Annotated in this window: 12 protein-coding genes; 10 read left to right on the forward strand and 2 right to left on the reverse strand. The window is 73.1% G+C overall.

Translation table 11 applies throughout. From position 1 onward, the window contains the following. The first annotated feature begins 89 nt into the window (after positions 1–89). The 8 genes from ACFQ11_RS11520 to ACFQ11_RS11555 all read left to right on the forward strand — a co-directional run bounded on the left by ACFQ11_RS11520 (position 90) and on the right by ACFQ11_RS11555 (position 17270). Entirely contained in the window at positions 90–2753 is a 2664-nt protein-coding gene (locus ACFQ11_RS11520; RefSeq protein ID WP_449193554.1) for an HAD family hydrolase, read from the forward strand. Beyond that, positions 2740–5133 carry a class I SAM-dependent methyltransferase gene (locus tag ACFQ11_RS11525; protein WP_378298098.1) on the forward strand — a complete coding sequence of 798 codons (2394 nt, stop codon included), beginning with the start codon at positions 2740–2742 and terminating at the stop codon, positions 5131–5133. The genes ACFQ11_RS11520 and ACFQ11_RS11525 overlap by 14 nt, the downstream gene beginning before the upstream one ends. A 213-nt stretch (positions 5134–5346) precedes the next feature. Continuing rightward, positions 5347–7182, forward strand: coding sequence for a hypothetical protein (locus tag ACFQ11_RS11530; protein ID WP_378298100.1), 1836 nt, complete (start codon positions 5347–5349; stop codon positions 7180–7182). A 166-nt stretch (positions 7183–7348) separates the two neighbouring features. Then, complete coding sequence (locus ACFQ11_RS11535) at positions 7349–9277, forward strand: hypothetical protein (protein WP_378298102.1); 1929 nt, start codon at positions 7349–7351, stop codon at positions 9275–9277. A gap of 194 nt (positions 9278–9471) precedes the next feature. Beyond that, positions 9472–11373: a hypothetical protein gene (locus tag ACFQ11_RS11540; RefSeq protein ID WP_378298104.1), complete on the forward strand. Its 1902-nt coding sequence runs from the start codon at positions 9472–9474 to the stop codon at positions 11371–11373. A 76-nt stretch (positions 11374–11449) separates the two neighbouring features. Beyond that, positions 11450–11824: a hypothetical protein gene (locus tag ACFQ11_RS11545; protein ID WP_378298106.1), complete on the forward strand. Its 375-nt coding sequence runs from the start codon at positions 11450–11452 to the stop codon at positions 11822–11824. 283 nt (positions 11825–12107) lie between these two features. Beyond that, positions 12108–14132: a hypothetical protein gene (locus ACFQ11_RS11550; RefSeq protein WP_378298107.1), complete on the forward strand. Its 2025-nt coding sequence runs from the start codon at positions 12108–12110 to the stop codon at positions 14130–14132. Positions 14133–14150: 18 nt separating this feature from the next. Beyond that, a complete protein-coding gene (locus ACFQ11_RS11555; protein ID WP_378298214.1) occupies positions 14151–17270 on the forward strand; it encodes a helicase HerA-like domain-containing protein in 3120 nt (1039 codons plus the stop codon). A 16-nt stretch (positions 17271–17286) separates the two neighbouring features. On the opposite strand, the gene ACFQ11_RS11560 is transcribed toward ACFQ11_RS11555, so the two are convergent. Together ACFQ11_RS11560 and ACFQ11_RS11565 are read right to left on the reverse strand one after the other, a co-directional pair. Then, positions 17287–18069 (reverse strand): hypothetical protein, encoded by a 783-nt coding sequence (locus tag ACFQ11_RS11560; protein WP_378298108.1) that lies wholly within the window; start codon positions 18067–18069, stop codon positions 17287–17289. A 240-nt stretch (positions 18070–18309) separates the two neighbouring features. Beyond that, positions 18310–19779, reverse strand: a complete 1470-nt coding sequence (locus ACFQ11_RS11565; protein WP_378298110.1) for a hypothetical protein — start codon at positions 19777–19779, stop codon at positions 18310–18312. Positions 19780–20143: 364 nt separating this feature from the next. Between ACFQ11_RS11565 and ACFQ11_RS11570 the strand changes: the two genes are divergently transcribed. Next, positions 20144–21394, forward strand: a complete 1251-nt coding sequence (locus ACFQ11_RS11570; protein ID WP_378298112.1) for a Mur ligase family protein — start codon at positions 20144–20146, stop codon at positions 21392–21394. Then, positions 21384–22103 (forward strand): type 1 glutamine amidotransferase, encoded by a 720-nt coding sequence (locus tag ACFQ11_RS11575; protein WP_378298114.1) that lies wholly within the window; start codon positions 21384–21386, stop codon positions 22101–22103. The genes ACFQ11_RS11570 and ACFQ11_RS11575 overlap by 11 nt, the downstream gene beginning before the upstream one ends. The last annotated feature ends 68 nt before the right edge of the window (positions 22104–22171 follow it).

The raw sequence follows: 22171 nt of genomic DNA on the forward strand, positions 1-22171 counted from the left end.
ACAGATACCTCCAACTGCTCAGATAAGGTGACCCGGTCCGCGGCGGGCGCCCGCGGTGTCCTGCCCGAGTCCAGAGAAGAGGTGCGGTGTTGACCAGACAGGAAGTCGGTAGTCCGCTGCTCGACAACGTTCACCGGATCATCGCCGACCGCGCGTGCACCGTCCTGTCGCTGGACATCTTCGACACCGTCCTGTGGCGCCGCGTCCCGCGCCCGGCGGACGCGTTCGCGCTGCTCGGCGCCCGGCTCCGCGAGGCCGGGCTGTGCCCGGCCTGGGTGACCGACGCGACCCTGCGCCGGATGCGGATCGTCGCCGAGGAGCAGGCGCGCCGCGGCCGCGACTCCCTCGGCACCGAGGTGTCGCTGTTCGACATCTGGCGGGCCATGCCCGAGGGCCCGTTCGGCGGCGCCCCGATCGAGCGGCTCGTCCGCGCCGAACTGGACCTCGAACGCGAGCTGACGGTCGTCGACCTCGACATCGCCGCGCTCGTCCAGGCCGCCCGCAAGCAGGACATCACGGTCATCCTGGTGTCCGACACGTACTTCACCGAGGACCACCTGCACCACCTCCTCGACCGGCCCGAACTCGGGCCGATGGAGAACGTGCGGATCTTCCGGTCCAACCAGCACGGCTCCGCCAAGGCGTCCGGCCTGTGGGACATCGTGCTGCGCGACCTCGGCGCCAGCCCCGAGCAGATCGTGCACATCGGCGACCACGAGGTCGCCGACGACGAGGTCCCCGCCGAGCTCGGCATCCGCACCGTCCACTACCGGCGGCTGGACGACGCGTTCGAGAGCGTCCTGCGGCGCGAGCGCGAGCCCGTCGAACCGTTCGGCGACCACGCCCCCGACCTCGACGAGCGGCACGGCGACTTCGGCCTCACCAGCCTGCGCGCCAAGGCCATCGCCTCCGGCGGCCCGCACGGCACCTCCGCGCTGGACGTCGCCTGGCGGTACGGCGCCGCCGTCCTCGGCCCGGTCCTGACGGGGTTCGCCGAATGGTGCGCGGCGCGCGCGCACGAGACCGGCACCCGCCGGCTCTACTGCTCCATGCGCGAAGGCGAGCTGCTGTCCCGGCTGATCAACGAGGCCGCCGCCGCGCGCGGCTGGGACGTCGAGGCCCGCCCCGTCTGGCTGTCCCGCTTCGTCACCTCCATCGCGGGCCTCGACCCGTTCGACACCGACGCCGTCCACCACTTCATCCGCAGCGGCTACCAGCTCACCGTCCGGCAGGCCCTGTCCGTCCTCGAACTGCAGGCCGGGGACGTGCCGGGCCTCGCCACCGAGCTGAACACCGTCATCGACAACGGCGACATCGCCGACCGCGTCGCCCGCGCCCTCACCGAGACGCCCCACCTGTGCAACCGGCTCGCGGTGACCGTCACCGCCGCCCGCGAGCGGATGATCCGCGCGCTGCGCGCGACCGGCGCCCTCGACGAGCCCGAGCTCACCCTCGTCGACCTCGGCTGGGGCGGCACCATCCAGCGGCAGCTCGCGAAGGCGCTGCGGATCGCGGGCGTCGACGTCGTCCCGTCCGGCCTCTACCTCGCCACCAACACCCGCGCCGAACGCCTCTACGTCGAGGGGCTGCGCGCCGAGGGCTACCTCGCGCAGGCCGGATACCCCGCGAAGGTGTCGGCGACCGTCACCCGCAGCCCCGAGATCGTCGAGCAGTGCGTCAACGCGCTCTGCGGCTCCCTCATCGGCTTCACCGAGGACGCCACCCCGGTGCTCGGCGAGACCGCCGACTCCCCGTCGCAGAACGCCGAGCGCCGCACGGTCCAGGACGGCGTCCTCGCCTTCCAGCGCATGTGGAACCGGCAGGTCGCCCGCGCGGACGGCGACTGGCCGAGCCTCGCCCACGCGCAGGCGGCCCGCGACCGGCTCTCCCGCATCCTGGTGTCGGCGCTGGAGTCCCCGACCCCGGACGAGGCCGCCGTGTTCGGCAACTGGGTCCACGAGGACAACTTCGGCTCCTCGCAGGTCACCACCCTGCTGCCCGCCGACCTCAAGCCCGCCGTCCCCTACCTCGCGCCCGGCGACCTCGACGACCTGCACATGCGGGACTCGTTCTGGCCCGCGCTGATCGCCGCGTCCGACACCGGCCTCGGCGCCATGGCCCGCGCCATCGCCGACGGCGCCCTCGACGTCGAGGCGTTCGACCCGGCGGGGGAGAAGTACGAGACGCGGCTGCGGTACCGCACCGCCGACGACCGCTGGCACGAGGAGATCCGCCGCCGCGTCCGCATCAACCACAACGGCCTGTCGTTCGCGCGCCTCGCGTTCGAGCACCACGACACCGTCGACATCTCCATCGCGATCCCGGGCCGCCCCGCGATCGTCCGCGTCGACTGGATCGAGGCCAAGGTCATCGCCGGTGGACGGCGCCGCGAGCAGGTGCTGCGCTGGGACAGCCCCGAGGACTTCGTCGGCCTGCACTACGCCGACTGCCGCTACCTCGGCGGCAACCTGATGGAGTTCGACACCCCGTACGCGGCCGTCTGGCTGCCGATCGCCCGCCGCGCGGGCGCCCCCGTGGTGTCGTCCGCGCAGATCACCGTCGCGTTCGCGATGCTGCCGCAGTCGATGACCGGCATGGCCCCCCGCATGCCGCTCGACAAGCACGCGACCAGAGCCGCCCGGGCGGCGCGGCTCACCGACAGGCTCCGCGAGGAGTACCGGACGCTCGGCGTGAAGGGCGTTGCCGCCGGCGCCGGACGAGTGGCCAGGAGGAAGCTCGGTGACGCGAAGTGACCCCGGTGCCGGTTCCGGCACGAACGAGACCGGCGCCCAGGACCCCCTTCCGGAGGACGCCCTGAGCACCGCCCCGGAGGGCCCGGCGGAGGCCGAGGCGGCTCCGGCGGAGGCCGAGGCGCCGGTGGAGCCGGAGGTGTTCGTGGACTCGGAGGTGTCCGTGGAGGCGGAGGCGCCTATGGAGTCGGGGCCCCTGCCTCCCGGGGAGCACACGCCGCCCGTGGAGGCGGGGCCTTCTCTGGAGGCCCGAGTTCCCGTGGAGGCTGAAGTCCCGGTGGAGCCGGAGGCTTCCGAAGGGGCGCCTGCGGAGGCCGCCGAGCCCGCGGCCGACGTGGAGCCGTCCGAGGCCGCGGAGACCGTGGAACTCGTGCGCCCGGTGGAGGAGCCCGCGGACGAACCGGACACCGAGCCGGTCGTGCGCAGTGCCGCGAAGCCGAAGCGGGCGGCGTCCAGGAAGACCGCCCGGAAGAAGGCGGTCAAGACGGACGACGCGCCGGGCATCGTCGCGGCCGGGTTCGCCGGTACCCGCGAGGAGCCGCACCGGCAGGCGCGCCTCGCCCGCGAGCAGCCGCTGCTGCTCCACTCCATGTCGATCTTCCGGAGCCTGTTCGAGGCGATCGCCCGGTGCCGCCCGATCGGCACGGTCGTCGAGGTCGGCGTCGAGTCCGGTCGCACCAGCTCGGTGTACGCCGACCTGGGCGCGACCGTCCACTGCGTCGACCCGAACCCGACGGACGAGCTGCGGGCCGTCCTCGACGGCGACCCGCGGCTGCACCTCGTCGAGGGCCGCTCCCCGGACGTCCTGCGCGAACTGCCGGTCGCGGACCTGTACGTCCTCGACGGCGACCACAACTACGCCGTGGTCCGCGGGGAACTCGCCTGGATCATGAAGAACGCCCCCGACGCCGTCGTGGCCCTGCACGACGTCCTGTGGCCGAGCGGGCGCCGCGACACCTACCACCAGCCGTCCCCGCTCGCCGCGGACGACGTGCACCCGTCCACCGACGGCGGCCCGACCGTGTGGCACGACGGGGTCACCCCCGTCGGCTTCGCCGGCCTGGGCGACTACACGGTCGCGACGCATGCGGGCGGCGAGCGCAACGGCGTCCTCACCGCGGTGGAGGACGCGCTCACCGAGGGCGGCGGCGACTGGCGCTTCGAGATCGTCCCGGCCGTGTTCGGGCTCGGCGTGCTCGCCCGGTCCGGCTCGCCCGGCGCGGCGGAGATCTTCGCGGCGCTGCGGCCCTACACGTCGTCGGACCTGCTCGCCGCCATGGAGAACAACCGGATCGCGCTCTACACCCGCGTGCTGCAACTGCAGCACGAGGCGGAGGCGCGCACCGAGGACGCGACCCGCATGGCCGAGACCATCGCCGCGCAGCAGCGGGAGATCAAGCGCCTGCGCGGCGAACCGGCCGGAACCGCCGCCGCGGCGCCCGCGGCCGCACCAGGGCGGGAGGCACCCGCCGTCCAGAAGGAAGAGAAGCCGAGGAGCGCCGAAGTGTCCGACTACGTCTCGACGGTCGCCGTGCACCACGACACCTGGGGGACCTTCCTCGAACCGGACGCCTCGATCGCCGACCTCGAGAACCCGCACGAGGTCCTCGGCATCCCGATCCTGAGCGGCCACCACGCCGACCTGAAGGCGTTCGCCGGGTACAACACGGTGTTCGACCGCATCGCCGACCGCGTCGCGGGCGTGAACCTCGCGTACGAGGACCAGTGCAGCGCGAACCACTACTTCGACGTGTTCACCCGTATCGAGCGCGACCACGAGCAGGCGAACCGCATCGTCGAGGTCGGCGTCTTCATGGGCGGCTCGTCCACCGTGTTCGCGGGCTGCGTCGAGCCGATGGGCTTCGAACTCGACCTCGTCGACGTCAACCCCGTCTACCTCCAGTTCGCGTACGAGCGCATCCGCCGCACGTTCCCGGGCGCGACCCCGCGCGTCCGCATGTTCTACGGCGACCTGCCGACGTACGTCCAGAAGGTGCTCGTCCCCGAGACCTCGGCGCGCGCGATCGTCCACCACGACGGTGCGCACGACTTCAACCAGGTCGTGAAGGACATCAGCTCGCTGTACTTCGTCCGGGACCGGGTGCACAGCCTCGCGATCCAGGACACGCACCTGCGCGGCCTCATCGAGCACTTCAACTTCGTCGACGCCGCCGTCTACGCGATGTTCGGCGTGGACGTGAAGTACGAGCCGGTCGGCGCCCGCTACGAGGAGGGCTCGTCCGTGACGAACCCGAACCAGTGGAACGGGAACTACTTCCTCGCGGGGATGTCGGAGGGCATGTACATCCCGTTCGAGGGCGTCCAGTGGAAGTACCCCCACCCGTCCATGGACCTGGAGAACTTCCTCCCGGAGAAGCGCTGACCCGCCCACCCGACCGTATCGGGCATCGTGCTCAAAGCGTGACCATTCGGACGGTCAACCAAGATCGCTAGAGGGGCGTCTCCACGGAAAACCACCGATCCGTGGAGGCATCCCCCCTTGCGCCGAACACGACCACTGGCCGTCCTGACGGCCCTGATCGTCGCGGTGACGACGTTGCTCGTCCCCGCGACAGCCCGAGCCGACGTCACGGACGTGAACTTGTCCGTGGCGTTCGACCGGCTGTCCGCCGACCGCGTCGCCACGGTGACCCTGAAGGCCAAGTCGGCGAGCGGCATCACCGGCGTCGAGGCGACCGTCGAGAACCTGGCGAACGACGAGTGGACGCCCATCGCGACCTTGCCGCTCACCCTCAGCGGCGGCACGGCGAACGACGGCACCTGGACGGCCGAGTACAAGACCGACATCGAGGCCCGGCCCGGGACGACGAGGTTCACCGTGGCGGTCACGTCCGCGGACGGCGCCACGGTGACCGAGCGGGAATCGATCGACAACTGCTACCGGACGGTCATCACCGACCTCGCCACGTCCCCCGACACCGTCGACGCGGACACGCCGATGACGGTCACGGGCCGCGTTCTGGTGCAGAAGACACGGGAATCCGATGCCGAGCCCACCGCGAACGTCATCGTGCATAGCGCGACGTCCACGGTGGAGACCGGCGCGGACGGCACTTTCTCCTTCACCCACCCCTACAAGAGCTTTGTCTCGCTGCACGCGAGAGTGGGGGAGCAGGAGTGGCTGTGCGAGGTCGCCGAATTCGCTCCCGCGCCCAAGGAGTTCATCAGGCAGTCCGTGGAGCTGTCGGCGGAGATCGTCACTCCGCAGCCCGTCCAGGTCGGGGACGAGGTCCTCGTGAAGGGGCTTCTCCGGCGGAACGGCGCCGACGGTCCCGTCCCCGCCCGTCTGATCGGTCTGGAGCTCTACCAGCAGTACGGATCCCACCGGGAATGGGTCGGCTCCGGCAACTCGCGAGACGACGGTACGTTCTGGCTGCGGTTCAACGCGGAGCGGTCCGGAAAGTTGATCGTGGAGAGCGAGGAAACCGACGTCCTGTGGGCGGGTTCGGTGTCCCCGGGATCAGTGCAGATCGACTGGGACGCCGAGATCACCGACTTCGAGGTGACTCCGTCCACCGTCGAGTTCCGCAAGCCGGTGGTCGCCACCGGTTGGCTCAACGACACGTCCACGGACCAGAAGTACCCGATCGGGGACGCGCCGGTCACGCTGGAGTACTCCGAGACCGGTGAGTCCTGGCGCGAGGCCGGGAGCGGCAAGACCAACACCGGTGGCCGCTTCGAGGTGGAGAGCTCCGAGACGGTCAAGAGCGGCTACTGGCGGGTGCGGTTCGCCGGCTCCGACGGCGAGACGCGGACGGTGAGCGACCTGCGCCGGGTGCACGTCAAGTTCGGCACGAGGCTGGACGGCTTCGGCGTCGAGAAGGTCTCGGGCGGGGAGGTTCTGGTCAAGGGGAAGCTGCTCCGCCTGAAGGACGAGGCCGAGCCCGCGGGCGAGCTGCCGATCTACTTCTACTTCATGGCCGAGGGCGAGTCGACCTGGGAATACCAGGGGACGATGGACACCTGGCTCGACGGCTCGTTCGGGAAGCGGTTCCCGGCTCGGCAGGACGGCTACTGGACGGCCGCGTTCTGGGGCGACGACGACCACACACGGTCGAACGCGCCGATCGAGTACGTGGACGTGGACGGGCAGTACACGACGAAGTTCGCCGAGTTCGGGGCGTCTCCGTCGCCGGTGGCGGCCGGTGAGCCGGTCACGGTGAAGGGATTGCTCACGCGGGCGATCGGCGGCGGCGCGGCCGAGCCCGCGCCGGGCAAGCCGGTCTACGTCTACTTCCTGCCGGCCGGTGCGACCGAGTGGAAGCAGATGGCGATCGTCGAGACGGGCACGGACGGGCGGTTCGAGAAGGCGTTCGCGGCCGAGCGGGACGGTTACTGGACGGCGTGGTTCTTCGGTGATGACGGGCATCTGAGCGTCAACTCCGGAAGCAAGTACGTCGACGTGCAGTAGGCGGCGCCGACCGGGTTCCGTGGGGGAGGACGCCTCGCGGAACCCGGTCGGCCGACCGTTTCCGGCCAAACGGACCCGGTGCCTCAAACGTGATCATTCACGTGGCCACCAAGATCGTTAGGCGGGCGTCTCCAGGGAAACACCATCGATCCGTGGAGGCACCCCCTTGCGCCGAACACGAAGTCTGGCCGTCCTGACGGCCTTCATCGTCGCGGTGACGACGTTGCTCGTCCCCGCGACCGCCCGCGCGGACGTTACCGACGTGAACGTCTCCGTGGCTTTCGATCCGCTTTCCGCCGAGCGCGTCGCCACGGTCAGCGTCAAGGCCAAGCACGAGACCGAGATCACCGAGGCGAAGGCGATCGTCGTGCATCAGACGGAGGAGGGGGGAGCGTGGACGCCCATCGCGACCGTGCCTCTCACTCTCACCGACGGCACGGCGACCGACGGAACCTGGCAGGCCGAGTACCAGACCGACATCGAGGCCCACCCGGGGGCGACCGGATTCCTCGCGGAGCTCACGACGGCGGACGGGGTCACGCGGGATCCCAACGGGCACTACATCGACAACTGCTACCGGCTGTCGATGGTCGAGCTCACCAGCTCGCCCGCGGCGATCGACGCCGACACGCCGATGACGATCGCGGGCCGCGTTCTCGTGCAGAAGACCCGGGACGCGGCGCCGGAACCCGCCGCGGACGTCCCCGTCTGGAACACCTCGTCCCCGGTTCGGACCGGGGCGGACGGCTCCTTCTCCTTCACCCACCTGTACACGAGCTTCACTTCCCTTCAGGCGCAGGCATCCTGGGAGTGGTACGACCAGTGGTGCGAGGCCGGCGACTTCGCACCTTCCCCCGAGATCACGCGGCAGACCGTGGAGCTGTCGGCGGAGATCGTCACTCCGCAGCCCGTCAAGGCCGGTGACGAGGTCACCGTGGAAGGACGCCTGCAGCGCAACGGCGCCGACGGCCTCGTCCCCGTGGCCAACGTGTGGATCGCCGCGTACGTCACCTCTTCCGAGAAGGAAGGGGTGGGCGACACCTACACCAAGCCGGACGGGACGTACCGGCTGACGTTCACGGCCGAGAAGTCCGGTCCCCTGACGGTGCAGAGCGACGAGCGGGACATCGTCTGGAGCGGTACGGCCTCCCCGGGGCAGATCACGGTGGTGGGCGACCCGCAGTTCTCCGAGTTCAGCCTCACGCCGTCGCCCGTCGACTACGAGAAGCCGATCCGGGCGACCGGGAAGCTCACGGACGCGGGGACTCCGGTCGCGGACGCGACGGTGTGGCTGCTGTTCTCGCCCGACGGTGAGAACTGGCAGAAGATGCAGAACGGCAAGACGACGGCGGCGGGGCAGTTCGACCTGCAGAGCACGGAGACGACCCAGGACGGGTACTGGCGCGTCTGGTACCAGAGCGCCGACGGCACGGCGTCCGCTTCGAGCGACGTCCGCCAGGTCAAGGTCCGGTTCGGGACGCTCCTGGACGACTACAAGGTGGAGGTGGGGCCCGCCGCGACGGTGACCGTCAAGGGCACGCTGCTCCGCCATGACGGGTCGTTGCTGGGCAAGGAACTGCCGATCTACATCTACTTCATGGCCGAGGGCGAGTCGACCTGGGAGCTTCAGGGGACGACCACGTCCAGCGCCACGAACGGGACGTTCTCGAAGCAGTTCACGTCCTACCAGGACGGCTACTGGACGGCGGCGTTCTGGGGCAACGACGAGTACACCAGGTCGAACGCGCCCATCAAGCACGCGGACGTCCCGGGGCAGTACACGACGAAGTTCGCCGAGTTCGGGGCGTCTCCGTCGCCGGTGGCGGCCGGTGAGCCGGTCACGGTGAAGGGGCTGCTCACGCGGGCGATCGGCGGCGGCGCGGCCGAGCCCGCGCCGGGCAAGCCGGTCTACGTCTACTTCCTGCCGGCCGGTGCGACCGAGTGGAAGCAGATGGCGATCGTCCAGACGGGCACGGACGGGCGGTTCGAGAAGGCGTTCGCGGCCGAGCAGGACGGCTACTGGACGGCGTGGTTCTTCGGTGACGAGGGCCACCTGAGCGTCAACTCGGGCACCAAGCACGTCGACGTGCGGTGACCGGCGCCGGCCGGGCCTCGGGGCGGGCGGGAGCCGCCCTCCCGGGGCCCGGCCGGCTGTCCACTGCCGGTCAAACGGACATAATGCTCAAAATGCGATCATTCAAGTGGGCAACCAAGATCGTAAGGTGCGCGTCTTCACCGCGACAGCACAAATCTCGTGGAGAGGCACCCTCCTTGCGCCGAACACGACCCTTGGCCGTTCTCACGGCCCTGATCGTCGCGGTGGCGACGTTCCTCGTCCCCGCGACCGCCCGAGCGGACGTCACGGACGCGAACCTGTCGGTCGCGTTCGACCGGCTGTCCGCCGACCGCGTCGCCACGGTCACCCTCACGGCCAAGTCCGCGAGCGGGATCACCGGCGTCGAGGTGACCGTCGAGCAGCCGTCGGGCGGCGACGCGTGGACGTCCATCGCGACGCTGCCGCTCACCCGCACCGGCGGGACGGCGAACGACGGAACCTGGACGGCCCAGCACGCGCTGGACATCGCGACCCACCCGGGCAGCACCCGGTTCGTCGCGGAGATCACGTCGGCCGACGGGGCGACGCTGACGGCCGGTCACCAGTACATCGACAACTGCCACCCGCTGACGATCACCGGGCTCACCAGTTCCCCCGGCACCGTCGACGCCGACACGCCGATGACGATCGCGGGCCGCGTCCTCGCGCAGAAGACCCGGGACGCGCAGCCCGAGCCCGCCGCGGGCGTCTCCGTCTGGAACGCGACGTCCCCGGTCGTGACGGGCGCGGACGGCTCGTTCTCCTTCACCCACACGTACGCGAGCCCTCTCTCGCTCCAGGTGAACCCGGGGTGGCAGGCCGGGGACCAGTGGTGCTCGGTGAGCCGGTTCGCGCCCTCGCCCGAGATCACCCGGCAGTCCGTGGAGCTGACGGCCGAGGTCGTCACCCCGCAGCCGGTCGGGGTCGGTGACGAGGTCACCGTCGAGGGACGGCTGCAGCGCAACGGCGACGCCGGGCTCGTGCCCGTCCCCAAGGTGTGGGTCGCCGCGCACGTCACCGCCGCGGAGAAGAAGGAGGTGGCGGCGGCGCTCACGGGCGAGGACGGGACGTTCCGGCTCACGTTCAAGGCCCGGGAGGCCGGGCCCGTGACGGTGCAGAGCGCGCAGAACGACATCGTCTGGGCGGGTTTCGCGTCTCCGGGCGAGGTGGCGTTCGAGGACGGCCCCCAGTTCTCCGACTTCACCGTCACGCCGTCGCCCGTCGACTACGAGCAGCCCATCCGGGCCACCGGGAAGCTGACGGACGCGGGCGCCCCGATCGCGGGCGCGACCGTCGCGCTGCAGTTCTCGGCGACGGGCGAGACCTGGCAGGACGTGCAGAGCGGCCAGACGACGGCGACCGGCGACTTCGACATCGAGAGCACCGCGACGACGCAGGACGGCTACTGGCGCGTCTGGTACGAGAGCGGAGGCGCGACGGCGTCGAGCGAAATCCGCCAGGTCAACGTCCGCTACGGGACGCTCCTGGAGAACTTCGCCGCCACCTCGGGCTCCGGCGCGAAGGTGACCGTCAAGGGCACGCTGCTGCGCGGCGACGGGTCGCAGCTCGGCGAGCAGCTCCCGATCCACGTCTACTTCATGCCCGACGGAGGGACGACCTGGGAGTTCCAGGGCACGACCGAGACCAGCGCCGCGAACGGGTCGTTCCAGGCGGAGTTCACGTCCTACCAGGACGGCTACTGGACGGCGGCGTTCTGGGGCAACGACGACTACAGCAGGTCGAACGCGCCGATCGGGTTCGTGGACGTCCCGGGTCAGTACACGACGGCGTTCGCCGAGTTCAGCGCGTCTCCGGCGACCGTGCCGGCGGGTGAGGCGATCACCGTGCAGGGCCTGCTCAACCGGTCGGTGTCCGGCGGCGCCGCCGAGCCCGCCCCGGACCTGCCCGTCCACGTCTACTTCCTTCCCGCGGGCGCGCAGGAGTGGCAGGAGATGGTGGCGACCCGGACGGGCGCCGACGGGCGATTCGCCGAGACGTTCACGGCCGAGCAGGACGGCTACTGGACGGCGTGGTTCTTCGGCGACGAGGGCCACCTGAGCGTCAACTCCGGAACCAAGCACGTCGACGTACAGTGACGGTCGGCCGATCGGGTTCCGCCCGGCGGGACCCGATCGGCCGACAATCCGGACTCTCTCCCCCCGAGAAGGTGCCATGTCCGATCGCCGGCCTCATTCCCCGTCCCCGGTCTGGATCGGGCTGTTCGCGGTCGTGGCGGGTGCACAGATCGTCTGGGTCACCACCGCGGGCGGGTGGCCTGTTCTGCCGACCGTCGCCTTCTTCCTCGGCGCGGGCGGGATGCTCCTGACCTTCTACCGCTGGCGCCTGCACGGGGACGCGTCGGCACGGGCGTGCTGTCTGCTGGCCTTCGGCACGTGGACGGTCGCGGTCGTCGCGGGTTCGATCGGCGACGACGGCTTCACCCCCTCCCACCCCTCCTACTGGATCGCCGCCGCCGCACTGCTCATCGGGTTCCTCGGCGGATCGGTGACGCTGCTGCGGATCTTCATGCGGACGTCTTCGCGCTGAGTGCGGGACGGCCTGAAGCGATCGGGGCCCGAAACAAGGCCGGGGTGGCCGGATGTGGCCAGGGTGGTGTGGGGTCGGGTGTCCGATCTTTCCCGCAGGTGAACCCAGTGACCGAATTCGGGTGTTGTTACGGAGGATGGCGGACGGGTTACGGCGAACGGCGCACGGGACGCCCCCGGGCTCTTTACCCTGTGGATGTGTAGAAAAGGCAGGAAGGCGACCCGACCATCCCCAGGCGTTCCCCCCGTACCGCGACTCCAGGGGTCTACTCGACGTGACGGACATGGCGAGCGGGTCCGCGGCGGCGCGGCTCACGCAAGCAGACCGCGTCTACGTGGGCTGGCGTTACGCGCAGGTGCACCCCGATCCGGGCCCGCCTCCCGAGCCCCCGGCCGAGCCGGAGCGGCCCGCGGCGCGGCCGCCGGTCCGGCAGCCGGGCGAGCACATGGCCGCCCGGCCGCTCCGCATCGCCGTGACCGGGACGCTCGTCGGCGTGGGCCTGTTCCTCGTGTGCGGCGTCGCCGGGATGATCCCGTGGTTGTTCGCGGGCGTCGGGCTCGTGGCGTGCGCGGTCGTCCTCGCGATCACGGGCGGGGCGCTGTGGCGGGACGAGCGCGCGGTGCGGGACCGGCTCGCGCGGTGGCGTGACCTGGACGAGCGGGAGCGGGCCGCGCGGGAGAAGCGGTGCGCGGCGGCGCGGCGGGCGCACGCGGAGGCGGTGCGGGAGTGGGAGCGGCGCCGCGCGGAGTACGAGGCGCAGCGCGAGTGGTACCCGGTGGCGGTGCCGCCCGGGGTCGACCGGGTCGACGTGGTGGGCGGGACGCTCGCGGGGTGGTCGGCGGCCGTGACGACGATGGGCGCGGCGCGGCTCGCGGTCGGTGCGCGGCTCACGGTGATCGACCTGTCGGAGGGCGCGGTCGCGCACGACCTGCTGCGGCTGGCGGCGGACCGGGGCGACGACCCGCTGGTGTGGGTGCTGCCGAACGACCTGCCGAGGCTGGACGTGACGCGGGGGCTCGGCCCCGAGGCGCTGGCGGACGTCCTGTCGCTGGTGGTCGGCGCCGGGGAGGAGCAGGACGGGACGCGGGACCTGTCGTTCGACAACTCGATCCTGGAGCGGCTCATCGAGGTGCTCGGCGCGGACACGACGATCCCGTGCATCACGGCGGCGCTTCGGGTGCTGGCGCAGGTCGGGGACCCGCGCGACGACCTGCGCAAGGGGCTGCTGACCGAGGAGCAGCTCGAACGGATCGCGACGCTGTTCGGGCGGGACGCGACGGACCGGATCGTCGTGCGGCGCGCGTGGGCGCTGGAGGCGCAGCTGCGGAAGCTGGAGCGGCTCGCGGCGGAGCCGGTGGCGCTGCCGCCGTCGCGGCTGCACGTCGTGTCGATGGACCGGCGCGCGGGCGTCCTGACGAACCGGGTGCTCGGGACGTACGTGACGACCGCGCTGACGCACCGGGTGCGGGAGTCGCCGCCGGGCGGGCGGTGGGACCACACGCTGTTCCTGTGCGGCGCGGAGAAGCTCCGGGGGGACGTCCTCGACCGGCTCATCGACGCGTGCGAGGCCACCGGGACGGGGCTCGTGCTGATGTACCGGTCGATCCCGCGGCACGTGCGGGAGCGGCTGGGGCGGCGCGGGCACGCGGCCGTCGGGTTCATGCGGCTGGGCAACCCGGAGGACGCGCGGGTCGCGGCCGAGCACATCGGGGCCGACAAGCCGCTCATCGTCGCGGAGATCACCGAGTCGGCGGGGGAGACGCTGTTCGACGTCGCGGGCGAGACGTACGCGAGCACGGTCGCGTACGCGCGCCCGTCCGGGGACGGGCTGACGGACCCGGTGTGGTCGCCGCTGCCCGCCCCGGCGGCGGACGACTCGGCGCTCGTCGAGGGGATCAGCTCTGCGACGGCGTGGGGCCGGACGGTCGCGGCGGTGCGGGAGGACGCCAAGCAGCGGTTCCGGGAGCTGCTGGTGGGGCCGCCGCAGCTCCAGGAGCTGCCGCCGACCGCGATGGTGTTCACCCACGCGGGCGCGACCGGGCGCCGGATCATGCTCGTCGACGCGAACCCGGGCATCATCACGCTGCCGACCGCGCACTCGATGGAGTTCGAGGAGTACCTGCGCGAGCAGGAGAGCCTCGCGCGCGCCGAGACCGCCGAGCCGGAGGGGCCGCCGCCCGCGCCCGCCCCGGCGGACGAGCCGTCCGTCCCGCGCCCCCGGCACGCGCCGCCGCGCCGGCCGGGCCGGCTCGTCCCGATCCTCCGGCCGAACGGCAAGCACGCCGCCGATCCGCCGGCCGCCCCCTGACCCCGGGATGCCGCCGTGATGCCGCCGCAAGGCCCGATGCCCCCGCCGCGCCGGCCGCCGCAGGGCCCGCCGCCCTACCGCCCGTTCCCGCAGGCGCCGCCGGAGGCGGGCGACGCCGCCGGGCACGGGACGCGCGCGGGCGGCGCGTTCGGGACCGGCACGGGGGAGCGCGCCGCGTCCCGTGCCGAGCCGCTCGACCTGCCCGGCCCCTGGTACCGGATCGAGGCGATCCCGGCGCCCGAGGGGGCGGCGTCCGCCGAGCGGGACTTCGTGAGCGTGCTGCCCGCGGCGCTGTCGGCGGCCCGCGCGGGGCGGCCGTTCGTCGTCGGCTGGCTGTCGCCGGGCGGCGGCGCGCCGCTGGAGCTGATCACGAACGCGGGCCCGATCGGGGCGCCGTCCGGCACGGGACCGCTGTTCCCGAGCGGCGCGCGGGGCGTCCCGATCGGGGACGGCTGGCTGCGCCGCGCGGAGCGGATGGCGTGGACGCGCTGTCCCGGACGTCTCGCGCCGCAGGCGGCGCCGGCGCCGCCGGTCCTCGACCGTCCGGGCGCGGGGCTGTTCGAGTCGACGCTGGTCACGCTGATGGAGCGGCCGTTCGGCTGGTTCGTGGTGGCCGAGCCGTGCGACGAGCGGCTGCTCGACGCGGAGATGCGCGAGCTGCACCACGAACTGCGGATGCTGCGGCGCGGCGAGGACGAGCAGGCGCGGCTCGCCGTCGGCCGGACCGATCGGCGGCTCGCGGAGCTGGACGCGTTCCGGGAGGCGGGGCTCTGGCAGGTGCGGGTCCTCGCGGGCGCCGGCGACCAGGACGAACTGGGGCAGATCGCCCCGGTGCTCGTCGGGTCGATGGAGCTGGGCCACCACCCGTACCGGCTGCGGTCCGGGCACGGCAGCGGGACGTTCGCGGAGATGCTGCGGCCGGGCGCCGCGCCCGCGCCCGTCCGGGCGGCGGCGGAGTCGGACCAGCGGTTCCCGTTCGTCGCGACCGCCGGGGCGCTCGCGGCGCTCGCCGGGCTGCCGAACCGCGAGGTCCCGGGCCTGCGCGTGCTGGACGCCGGATACTTCGACGTCACGTCCGAGACGGCCGCCGAGACCGGCCCGGACGGCCCGGGGACCATCGAGCTCGGCGCCATCCTCGACGGGCGGGACCGGGAGGTCGGCCGGTTCACGGTCCCGCGCTCGACCGTCAACCGGCACGTGTTCGTCACCGGCGCGACCGGCGCGGGGAAGTCGCAGACCGTCCGGCACCTGCTGGAGCAGCTCACCCGCGCGGGCGTCCCGTGGCTCGCGATCGAACCGGCGAAATCGGAGTACGCGGCGATGGCCGGGCGGATCGCCGACCTCGGCGGGCCCGTCACCGTCGTCAACCCGTCCGACCCGGGCTCGGTGCCGCTGTCGGTGAACCCGCTCGCGCCCGAACCCGGCTACCCGGTGCAGGCCCACATCGACATGGTGCGGGCCCTGTTCCAAGCCGCCTTCGACGCCGAGGAGCCGTTCCCGCAGATCATGGCGCAGGCGTTGCAGCGGGTGTACGAGGCGAACGGGTGGGACGTCGTGACGGGCGCGGGCGTCCCCGGCTCGCTCATCGAACCGGCCGTCCCGACCCTCGAGCAACTGCAGAACGCCGCGCTCCAGGTCATCCAGGACGTCGGATACGGCCGCGAGCTCATGGCGGACGTCCAGGGGTTCGTGGACGTCCGCCTGCGGTCCCTCCGGATCGGCTCGGCCGGACGGTTCTTCGAGGGCGGGCACCCGGCCGACATCGGCGGGATGCTCCGCGACAACATCGTGCTCGCCATCGAGGACGTCGCGAACGACGAGGACAAGGCGTTCCTCATGGGCACCCTCATCATCCGCATCGTGGAGCACCTGCGGATGCGGGAGCGGCGCCGCGGCCCCGACCGGCGCTCCGCGCTGCGGCACGTCATCGTCATCGAGGAGGCGCACCGGCTGCTGCGCAACCGCGGCCCCGAACGCGGGTCGTCGCACGCCGTCGAGCTGTTCGCCGGGATGCTCGCGGAGATCCGCGCGTACGGCGAGGGCATCATCGTCGCCGAGCAGATCCCGACCAAGCTCGTCCCCGACGTCATCAAGAACACCGCGCTGAAGGTCGTGCACCGGCTGCCCGCGCACGACGACCGGCACCAGGTCGGCGCCGCGATGAACCTCGACGCCGACCAGTCCCGGGAGGTCGTGTCGCTGCGGCCGGGCGTCGCGGCGGTGTTCGCCGACGGGATGGACCGGCCGCTGCGCGTCCGCGTCCCGCTCGGCGAGGGCCGCGAGGCCGAGCTCGCCGGACCGCCCCCGCCCGTGGACGGGCGCCGCTCGGCCGCGTGCGGCTGCGAGTGCCGCTCGGGACGCGCCTGCACCCTCTACGAGCTCCGCGAGGCCGACCTCGTCGCCGGGCACCCCGACTGGGCGTGGCTGCGGCTGTGGGCGGACGTGCTCGTCCTCGCGCACGTCGCCGGGCGCCCGCTGCCGGCCGTCCCGCCCGACCTGCGCCGCGCGTGGGCCCGGCTGGCGCCGCGGCTGCGCGACTGCGCGCTCGCGACCGTCCTCGAACGCGCCGTCACCCGCCGCTCGTGGGCGCTGCGCACCGCGTTCCCGCCCGCCGACCTGACCGGCGCCGTCGCCGGCGTCGCCCGCCGCCTCCTGGACGGCCGGGACGCCCCGGGCCGCGCCGCCGCGGGCCCGAACTGGGTGATCCCGCAGGTGCGGTGGCTGCACGAACTCGACCGGCTGTTCCCGTACGGGGCCGACGCGCCCGACAAGCACGCGCCCGCCCCGCCCCTCGACTACCAGCTCCCCGGGCTCAAGCAGCAGCCGGACGCGAGACTCGGGCACCGGCTGCGCGCGCTCCGCCGCCACCCGCTGTCGATGGAGCTCGAACGCAACCGCCCCCTGGCGCTCACCGCGCTCTACGGGGACGACGACCACGCGGCCTTCTACCGGGACCTCGCCGACGTCACCATCGGGTTCGAGGAGGACGAGCAGATCGAGCACGTCGCGGACACGATGGACGTCACCGCGTGGCTCGAACCGGTGCTGAGCTGGCCCGACCGGTTCGTCCTGCCGTTCGCCGACCCGTCCGCCGGACTCCCCTTCGCCGCCCCCGGCGACGACCGGGCGGACGGCTGACGGCGAACGCCCGGGGTCAGATGTCGTCGCCCGACCGGGCCGGCAGCCCCGCCTCCCGCGCGATCGGCGCCCAGTGGCCGGCGAACTCGTTCTTCGCGTCCGTCGCGCGCTGGTTCACGTCCGACACCTCGGCGGGCGACGGGCAGCCGGGCGCCACCGCCGCGTACCGCTCGTTCGACTCCACCGACGCCTCGAGCGCGCGCACCAGCGCGTCCTTCAGCTCGGCGCCGCCGTCGAGGGCGCCGACGTCCAGCGCGCGGGCCCGCGCGAGCTGCGAACGCCGGCTCGCCAGCACCCGCTGGATCCCCGAGACGCTGCAGTCCTCGTCGATGACGACCGAACCGAGGTCGGCGCGGGTGCCGCTCATGTCCGCGAGGACGCCGTCCACCGCGCCGGCCTGCTCACGGAACGCGGCGTCCGACTGCGGCTCCGGCTCGGTCGCCCCCGCGCCCGGCCCGGCCGTCCCGCCCCCGCCCGCGCCCTCGCCTGCCCCGCCCTCGCCGGCCGTGGACGACTCCGCCGACGACAGGCCGTTCCCCGACGCGGGCTCGGACCCGCTCGGCCAGAACACGATCCCGAACGCGACGAGCGCCAGCGCCACCCCGCCCGCCACGACCAGCACGAGCGGCCCGCGGCCGCGCTTCGGCGGCGCGGGCGGCCGCCAGATCGCCGGCTCCGCCCACGGCTCCGGCGACAGCGGGATCGACGTCTCGCCCGGCGCCGACGGCGGCACCGGCGTCGTGCGGTCCTGCGGCGGCGAAGGCCACGGGACCCCCACCGGGTCCGGCGGATCGGGCACGGGAATCGTCGGCGGATCCGCCCGCGGGTCGCGGACCGTCTCGTCCCCGGTGCCCGCGCCCGCCAGCGGGGCGCGGCACCAGAGGCACTGAGGCGAGGTCGGTGACGTGTCGCTTCCACAAGCCGGGCACCGCATAGAAACCCCTTACAGCAGCAGGTCCCCCGACGGTGACAAGATACTGCGCGGCGCGCCGGATCGTCCTGCCCAGCGCGCGGTTGCCCGTGTCCCGTTACCGGACGGCTACACGCGTCGCCAGTCGCGCTCCGGCAGGCCCGTCTTCTGCGCGACCGGGTTCCACAACTGGACGAACCGCTGCTTCGCCGTCGTCGCGCGCCGGTTGTCCGCCGCCGTCCCCGGAACCTGCGCCGCGCTCGGCTTCGGCTTCCCCTTGCCCTTGCACTTCGGCTGGACCTGCCGCGCCCAGTGCAGGTACTTCTGGTCGACGTCCAGCGACGCCTGCAGCGCCTGCGACAGGGACGTCCGCAGCTGCTCGCCGTTCGGGACCTGGTCGAGCTTCATCTCCCGGGTGCGCTTGAGCTGGTTCTGCCGCCGCTGCGCCACCGTCTCGAAGCCCTGGATCGCCTGCGGCAGCGTCTTGCACTTCCCGGCCCGGGTGAGCGCCGCGCCCAGCACCGCGCGGGTGTTGGTGCTCGCGTTCAGCACCTCGTTCATGACCGCCGCCTGCTCCCTCGTCGCGGCGGAGACCGGGTCCTTCTGCGCCACCGGGGTGCTGGACGGCGTCGTGTCCGGCTGCGCGGTGTTCCCCGCGGGCTTCTTGTCGTCGCCCGACGGCCACGCCACCAGCGCCACGGTCGCCACCGCGACCGTCACCAGCGCCGACACGACCGCGATGAGCACCTTGTTGGGCGCCGTGCCGCCGCGCTCCGTGCCGCCGTACCCGGCCGGGAGCCCGCCCTGCCCCGGCGGGCCCATCGGCGCGCCGGGCCCGTGCGGCGGCGGCCCGCCGGGACCCATCGGCCCGTGCGGCGGCCCCGCCGCCCCCATCGGCCCGTGCGGGGCGCCCATCGGCGCGGGCCCGCCTCCCGGGTCCATCATCGTGCGGTCGAGCGCGCCCGCGCCCGGCGCCGCCTGCGGCGTCCACGCCTGCGTGGCCGCCTCGGGCTCCTGCGGCCTGCGCGGCTGCGCGAACCAGGAGTCCGGGACGATCGACTCGGTGGGGGGCGGCGCGTCCGCGAGCCCGAACGGGTTCGACGGCGGCACCGCCGCCACCGCGGGAGGCGCGGGCCGCGCGGGCCCGCCGAGCCCCGGGATCTCGACCTCGTCCTCGTCGTCGTCGTCGGGGTCGAACGCCCAGGGCGCCGTCGACTCCCCGGTGGCCTCCGCGGGCCCGTCCCCGCCCGACGTGTCCACGCGCCGGTCCGAGGCGTTCGGGATGTCGCGGATCGTGGCGTCCGCGCCCGCCGCACCGGCCGCGGCCCCGCCGAACCCGCTCCCGGCGTCCGGCAGCCCCGGGAACCCGGACGGCGCGGGGCCGGACGCCGGGCTCGACGGCGCGGGCGCGGACGGCGTCCAGGACGGGCCGGGCGGCGGGACCGTCATCGTGCTCTCGCCGAGGACGTCCGCGGGGGCGTCGGCGACCGGCGCCGCGAGCGGCGGTGCGCCGGGCGCGTACACGTCGACCGGCCCGCCGCAGTTCGAACACCTGCCGAGCGTCCCGGGCGTGTGGGAGCCGCACGTCGGACACTGCATCGCTCAGACCTCGCCTTATCGCCGCTTCGCCCACGTCTGCGATCCCGGCCCGCCGGACCGGGCGGGCACCGCTTCCCCCGCAAAGCGCAGGGCACCCGACAAAAGTAGTGGGTGAGGTCCCATCGGGGCGTGTGGTTGGGAATCTGGCTCACCGACGTCGGGGCTCGCACCGAATCACGAGATCTCGCTCTTGGTCAAGATTGCCGGAGCCGGTTTACGTGGAAAGTTATGATGCTGATCACACCGCCGCTCCGAGCCCGGCGCGCGTCCCCGGGCGAAGCGGGACGGTCGCGCCGCGAGCGGTACGTGCAGCGGCTAGGCTCGGAAGCGGTTTTCCCCGGCGCATCCAGAGAAGACGGAGTCAATGAGCGATCTTCCGCTGCGTTCGCAGCTGGCCGTCGCGCTCGGCCGCACGGCCGCGAAGATGTCCCGGCTCGCGGGCCGAGGGGACGGCTCGGTGATCGGAGGGCGGATCGGCCTCCGGCTCGACCCCGAGCTGCTGACCAGGCTCGCCCGGGACCGCAAACTCGTCCTCGTCAGCGCGACCAACGGCAAGACGACGACGACCCGGCTGATCACCTCGGCGATGACGCCGCTGGGGGAGGTCGCGACCAACGCGTTCGGCGCGAACATGCCCACCGGGCACGTGTCCGCGCTCGCCTCCTCGCCGACCGCCCGGTACGGCGTGCTGGAGTGCGACGAGAAGTACGTCCCGATGGTCCTGCGGGAGACCGGGGCGAACGTCGTCGCGCTGATGAACCTGAGCCGCGACCAGATGGACCGTGCCGCGGAGATCTGGCTGCTGGCGGGCAAGTGGCGCAAGGCGCTGGAGGCGGCCCCGCAGAGCCACGTCATCGCCAACTGCGACGACCCGCTGGTCACCTGGGGCGCGTCCGGGGCGAAGTCGGTGACGTGGGTCGCGGCCGGCCAGCACTGGCGCGAGGACTCGTGGTGCTGCCCCGAGTGCGGCGGCCCCCTCGACCGGCAGGACACCGACGAGGACAGCGACTGGGCCTGCCGCCAGTGCCACTTCCGCCGCCCCCGCCCCGACTGGGCGCTCAAGGGCGACACCATCACGGCCCCGGACGGGCGCGTGTACTCCCTGACGGGCCTGTCGCTGCCGGGGCGGGCGAACCGGTCGAACGCCCTCATCGCGCTCGCGGTCGTCGCGCAGTTCGGCGTCCCGCCCGACCAGGCGCTGCCGCTGCTGTCGCAGGTCACGTCGGTCGCGGGCCGGTACACGACGGTCGAGCACGAGGGCCGCAGCATCCGGCTGCTGCTGTCGAAGAACCCCGCGGGCTGGCTGGAGGCGTTCGACGTCCTGCAGCCGCCGCCCGGCCCGGTCGCGCTGTCGATCAACGCGCAGGGCCCGGACGGGCGCGACACGTCCTGGCTGTGGGACGTCGACTACCGCATCCTGCGCGGGCGTCCCGTGTGGGTGACGGGCGAGCGGCGCATCGACCTCGCGGCGCGGCTGGAGGCCGCCGACGTGTCGTTCACCGTCGTCGACGACATCGACCAGGCGGTCATGGCGGTGCCGCCCGGGCACCTCGACGTGATCGCCAACTACACCGCCTTCCAGAGCATCCGAACGAGGTACGGCCGTGTCGTCTGACCGCATCAAGATCGTCTGGATCTACCCGGACCTGCTCAGCACCTACGGCGACCAGGGCAACACGATCGTCCTGGAGCGCCGCGCGGCGCTGCGCGGGATCCCGACCGAGACCGTCAGCCTGCGCTCGGACGAGCCCGTCCCCGCCGACGGCGACATCTACCTGCTCGGCGGCGGCGAGGACCGGCCGCAGATCCTCGCGGCGCAGCGGCTCGGCAACGACGGCGGCCTCGCCCGCGCCGTCCAGTCGGGCGCCGTGGTGTTCGGCGTGTGCGCCGGCTACCAGATCCTCGGCCGCGAGTTCGGCGGCGACGAGGGGCAGCAACTGCCCGGCCTCGGCCTGCTCGACATCACGTCGGGACGCGGCGAGCAGCGGGCCGTCGGCGAGATCGTCGGGGACGTCGCGGCGGAGCTGAACGTCCCGCGCATCACCGGGTTCGAGAACCACCAGGGCGTCACCCGGCTCGGCCCGAACGCCCGGCCGTTCGCGCAGGTCGTGCACGGCATCGGCAACGGCGACGGCTACGAGGGCGCCTACACCGGGCGGGTCCTCGGCACGTACATGCACGGTCCGGCGCTCGTCCGCAACCCCGGCCTCGCCGACCTGCTGCTCACCTGGGCGGTCGGCCGGGAGCTGCAGCCGCTGGACGACTCGTGGGCGGGCCGCCTGCGCGAGGAGCGGCTGAACGCCGTCATGAACGCCGGCGCCTGACCGCGCTCCCGGGCGTTCATCCGGGCGAACCGGACGCCGCGCGGAGGTGAATCCGGGGCGGCGAACGA

It is taken from the genome of Actinomadura sediminis, from assembly GCF_042675525.1.
GTDB classification, from domain to species: domain Bacteria; phylum Actinomycetota; class Actinomycetes; order Streptosporangiales; family Streptosporangiaceae; genus Spirillospora; species Spirillospora sediminis.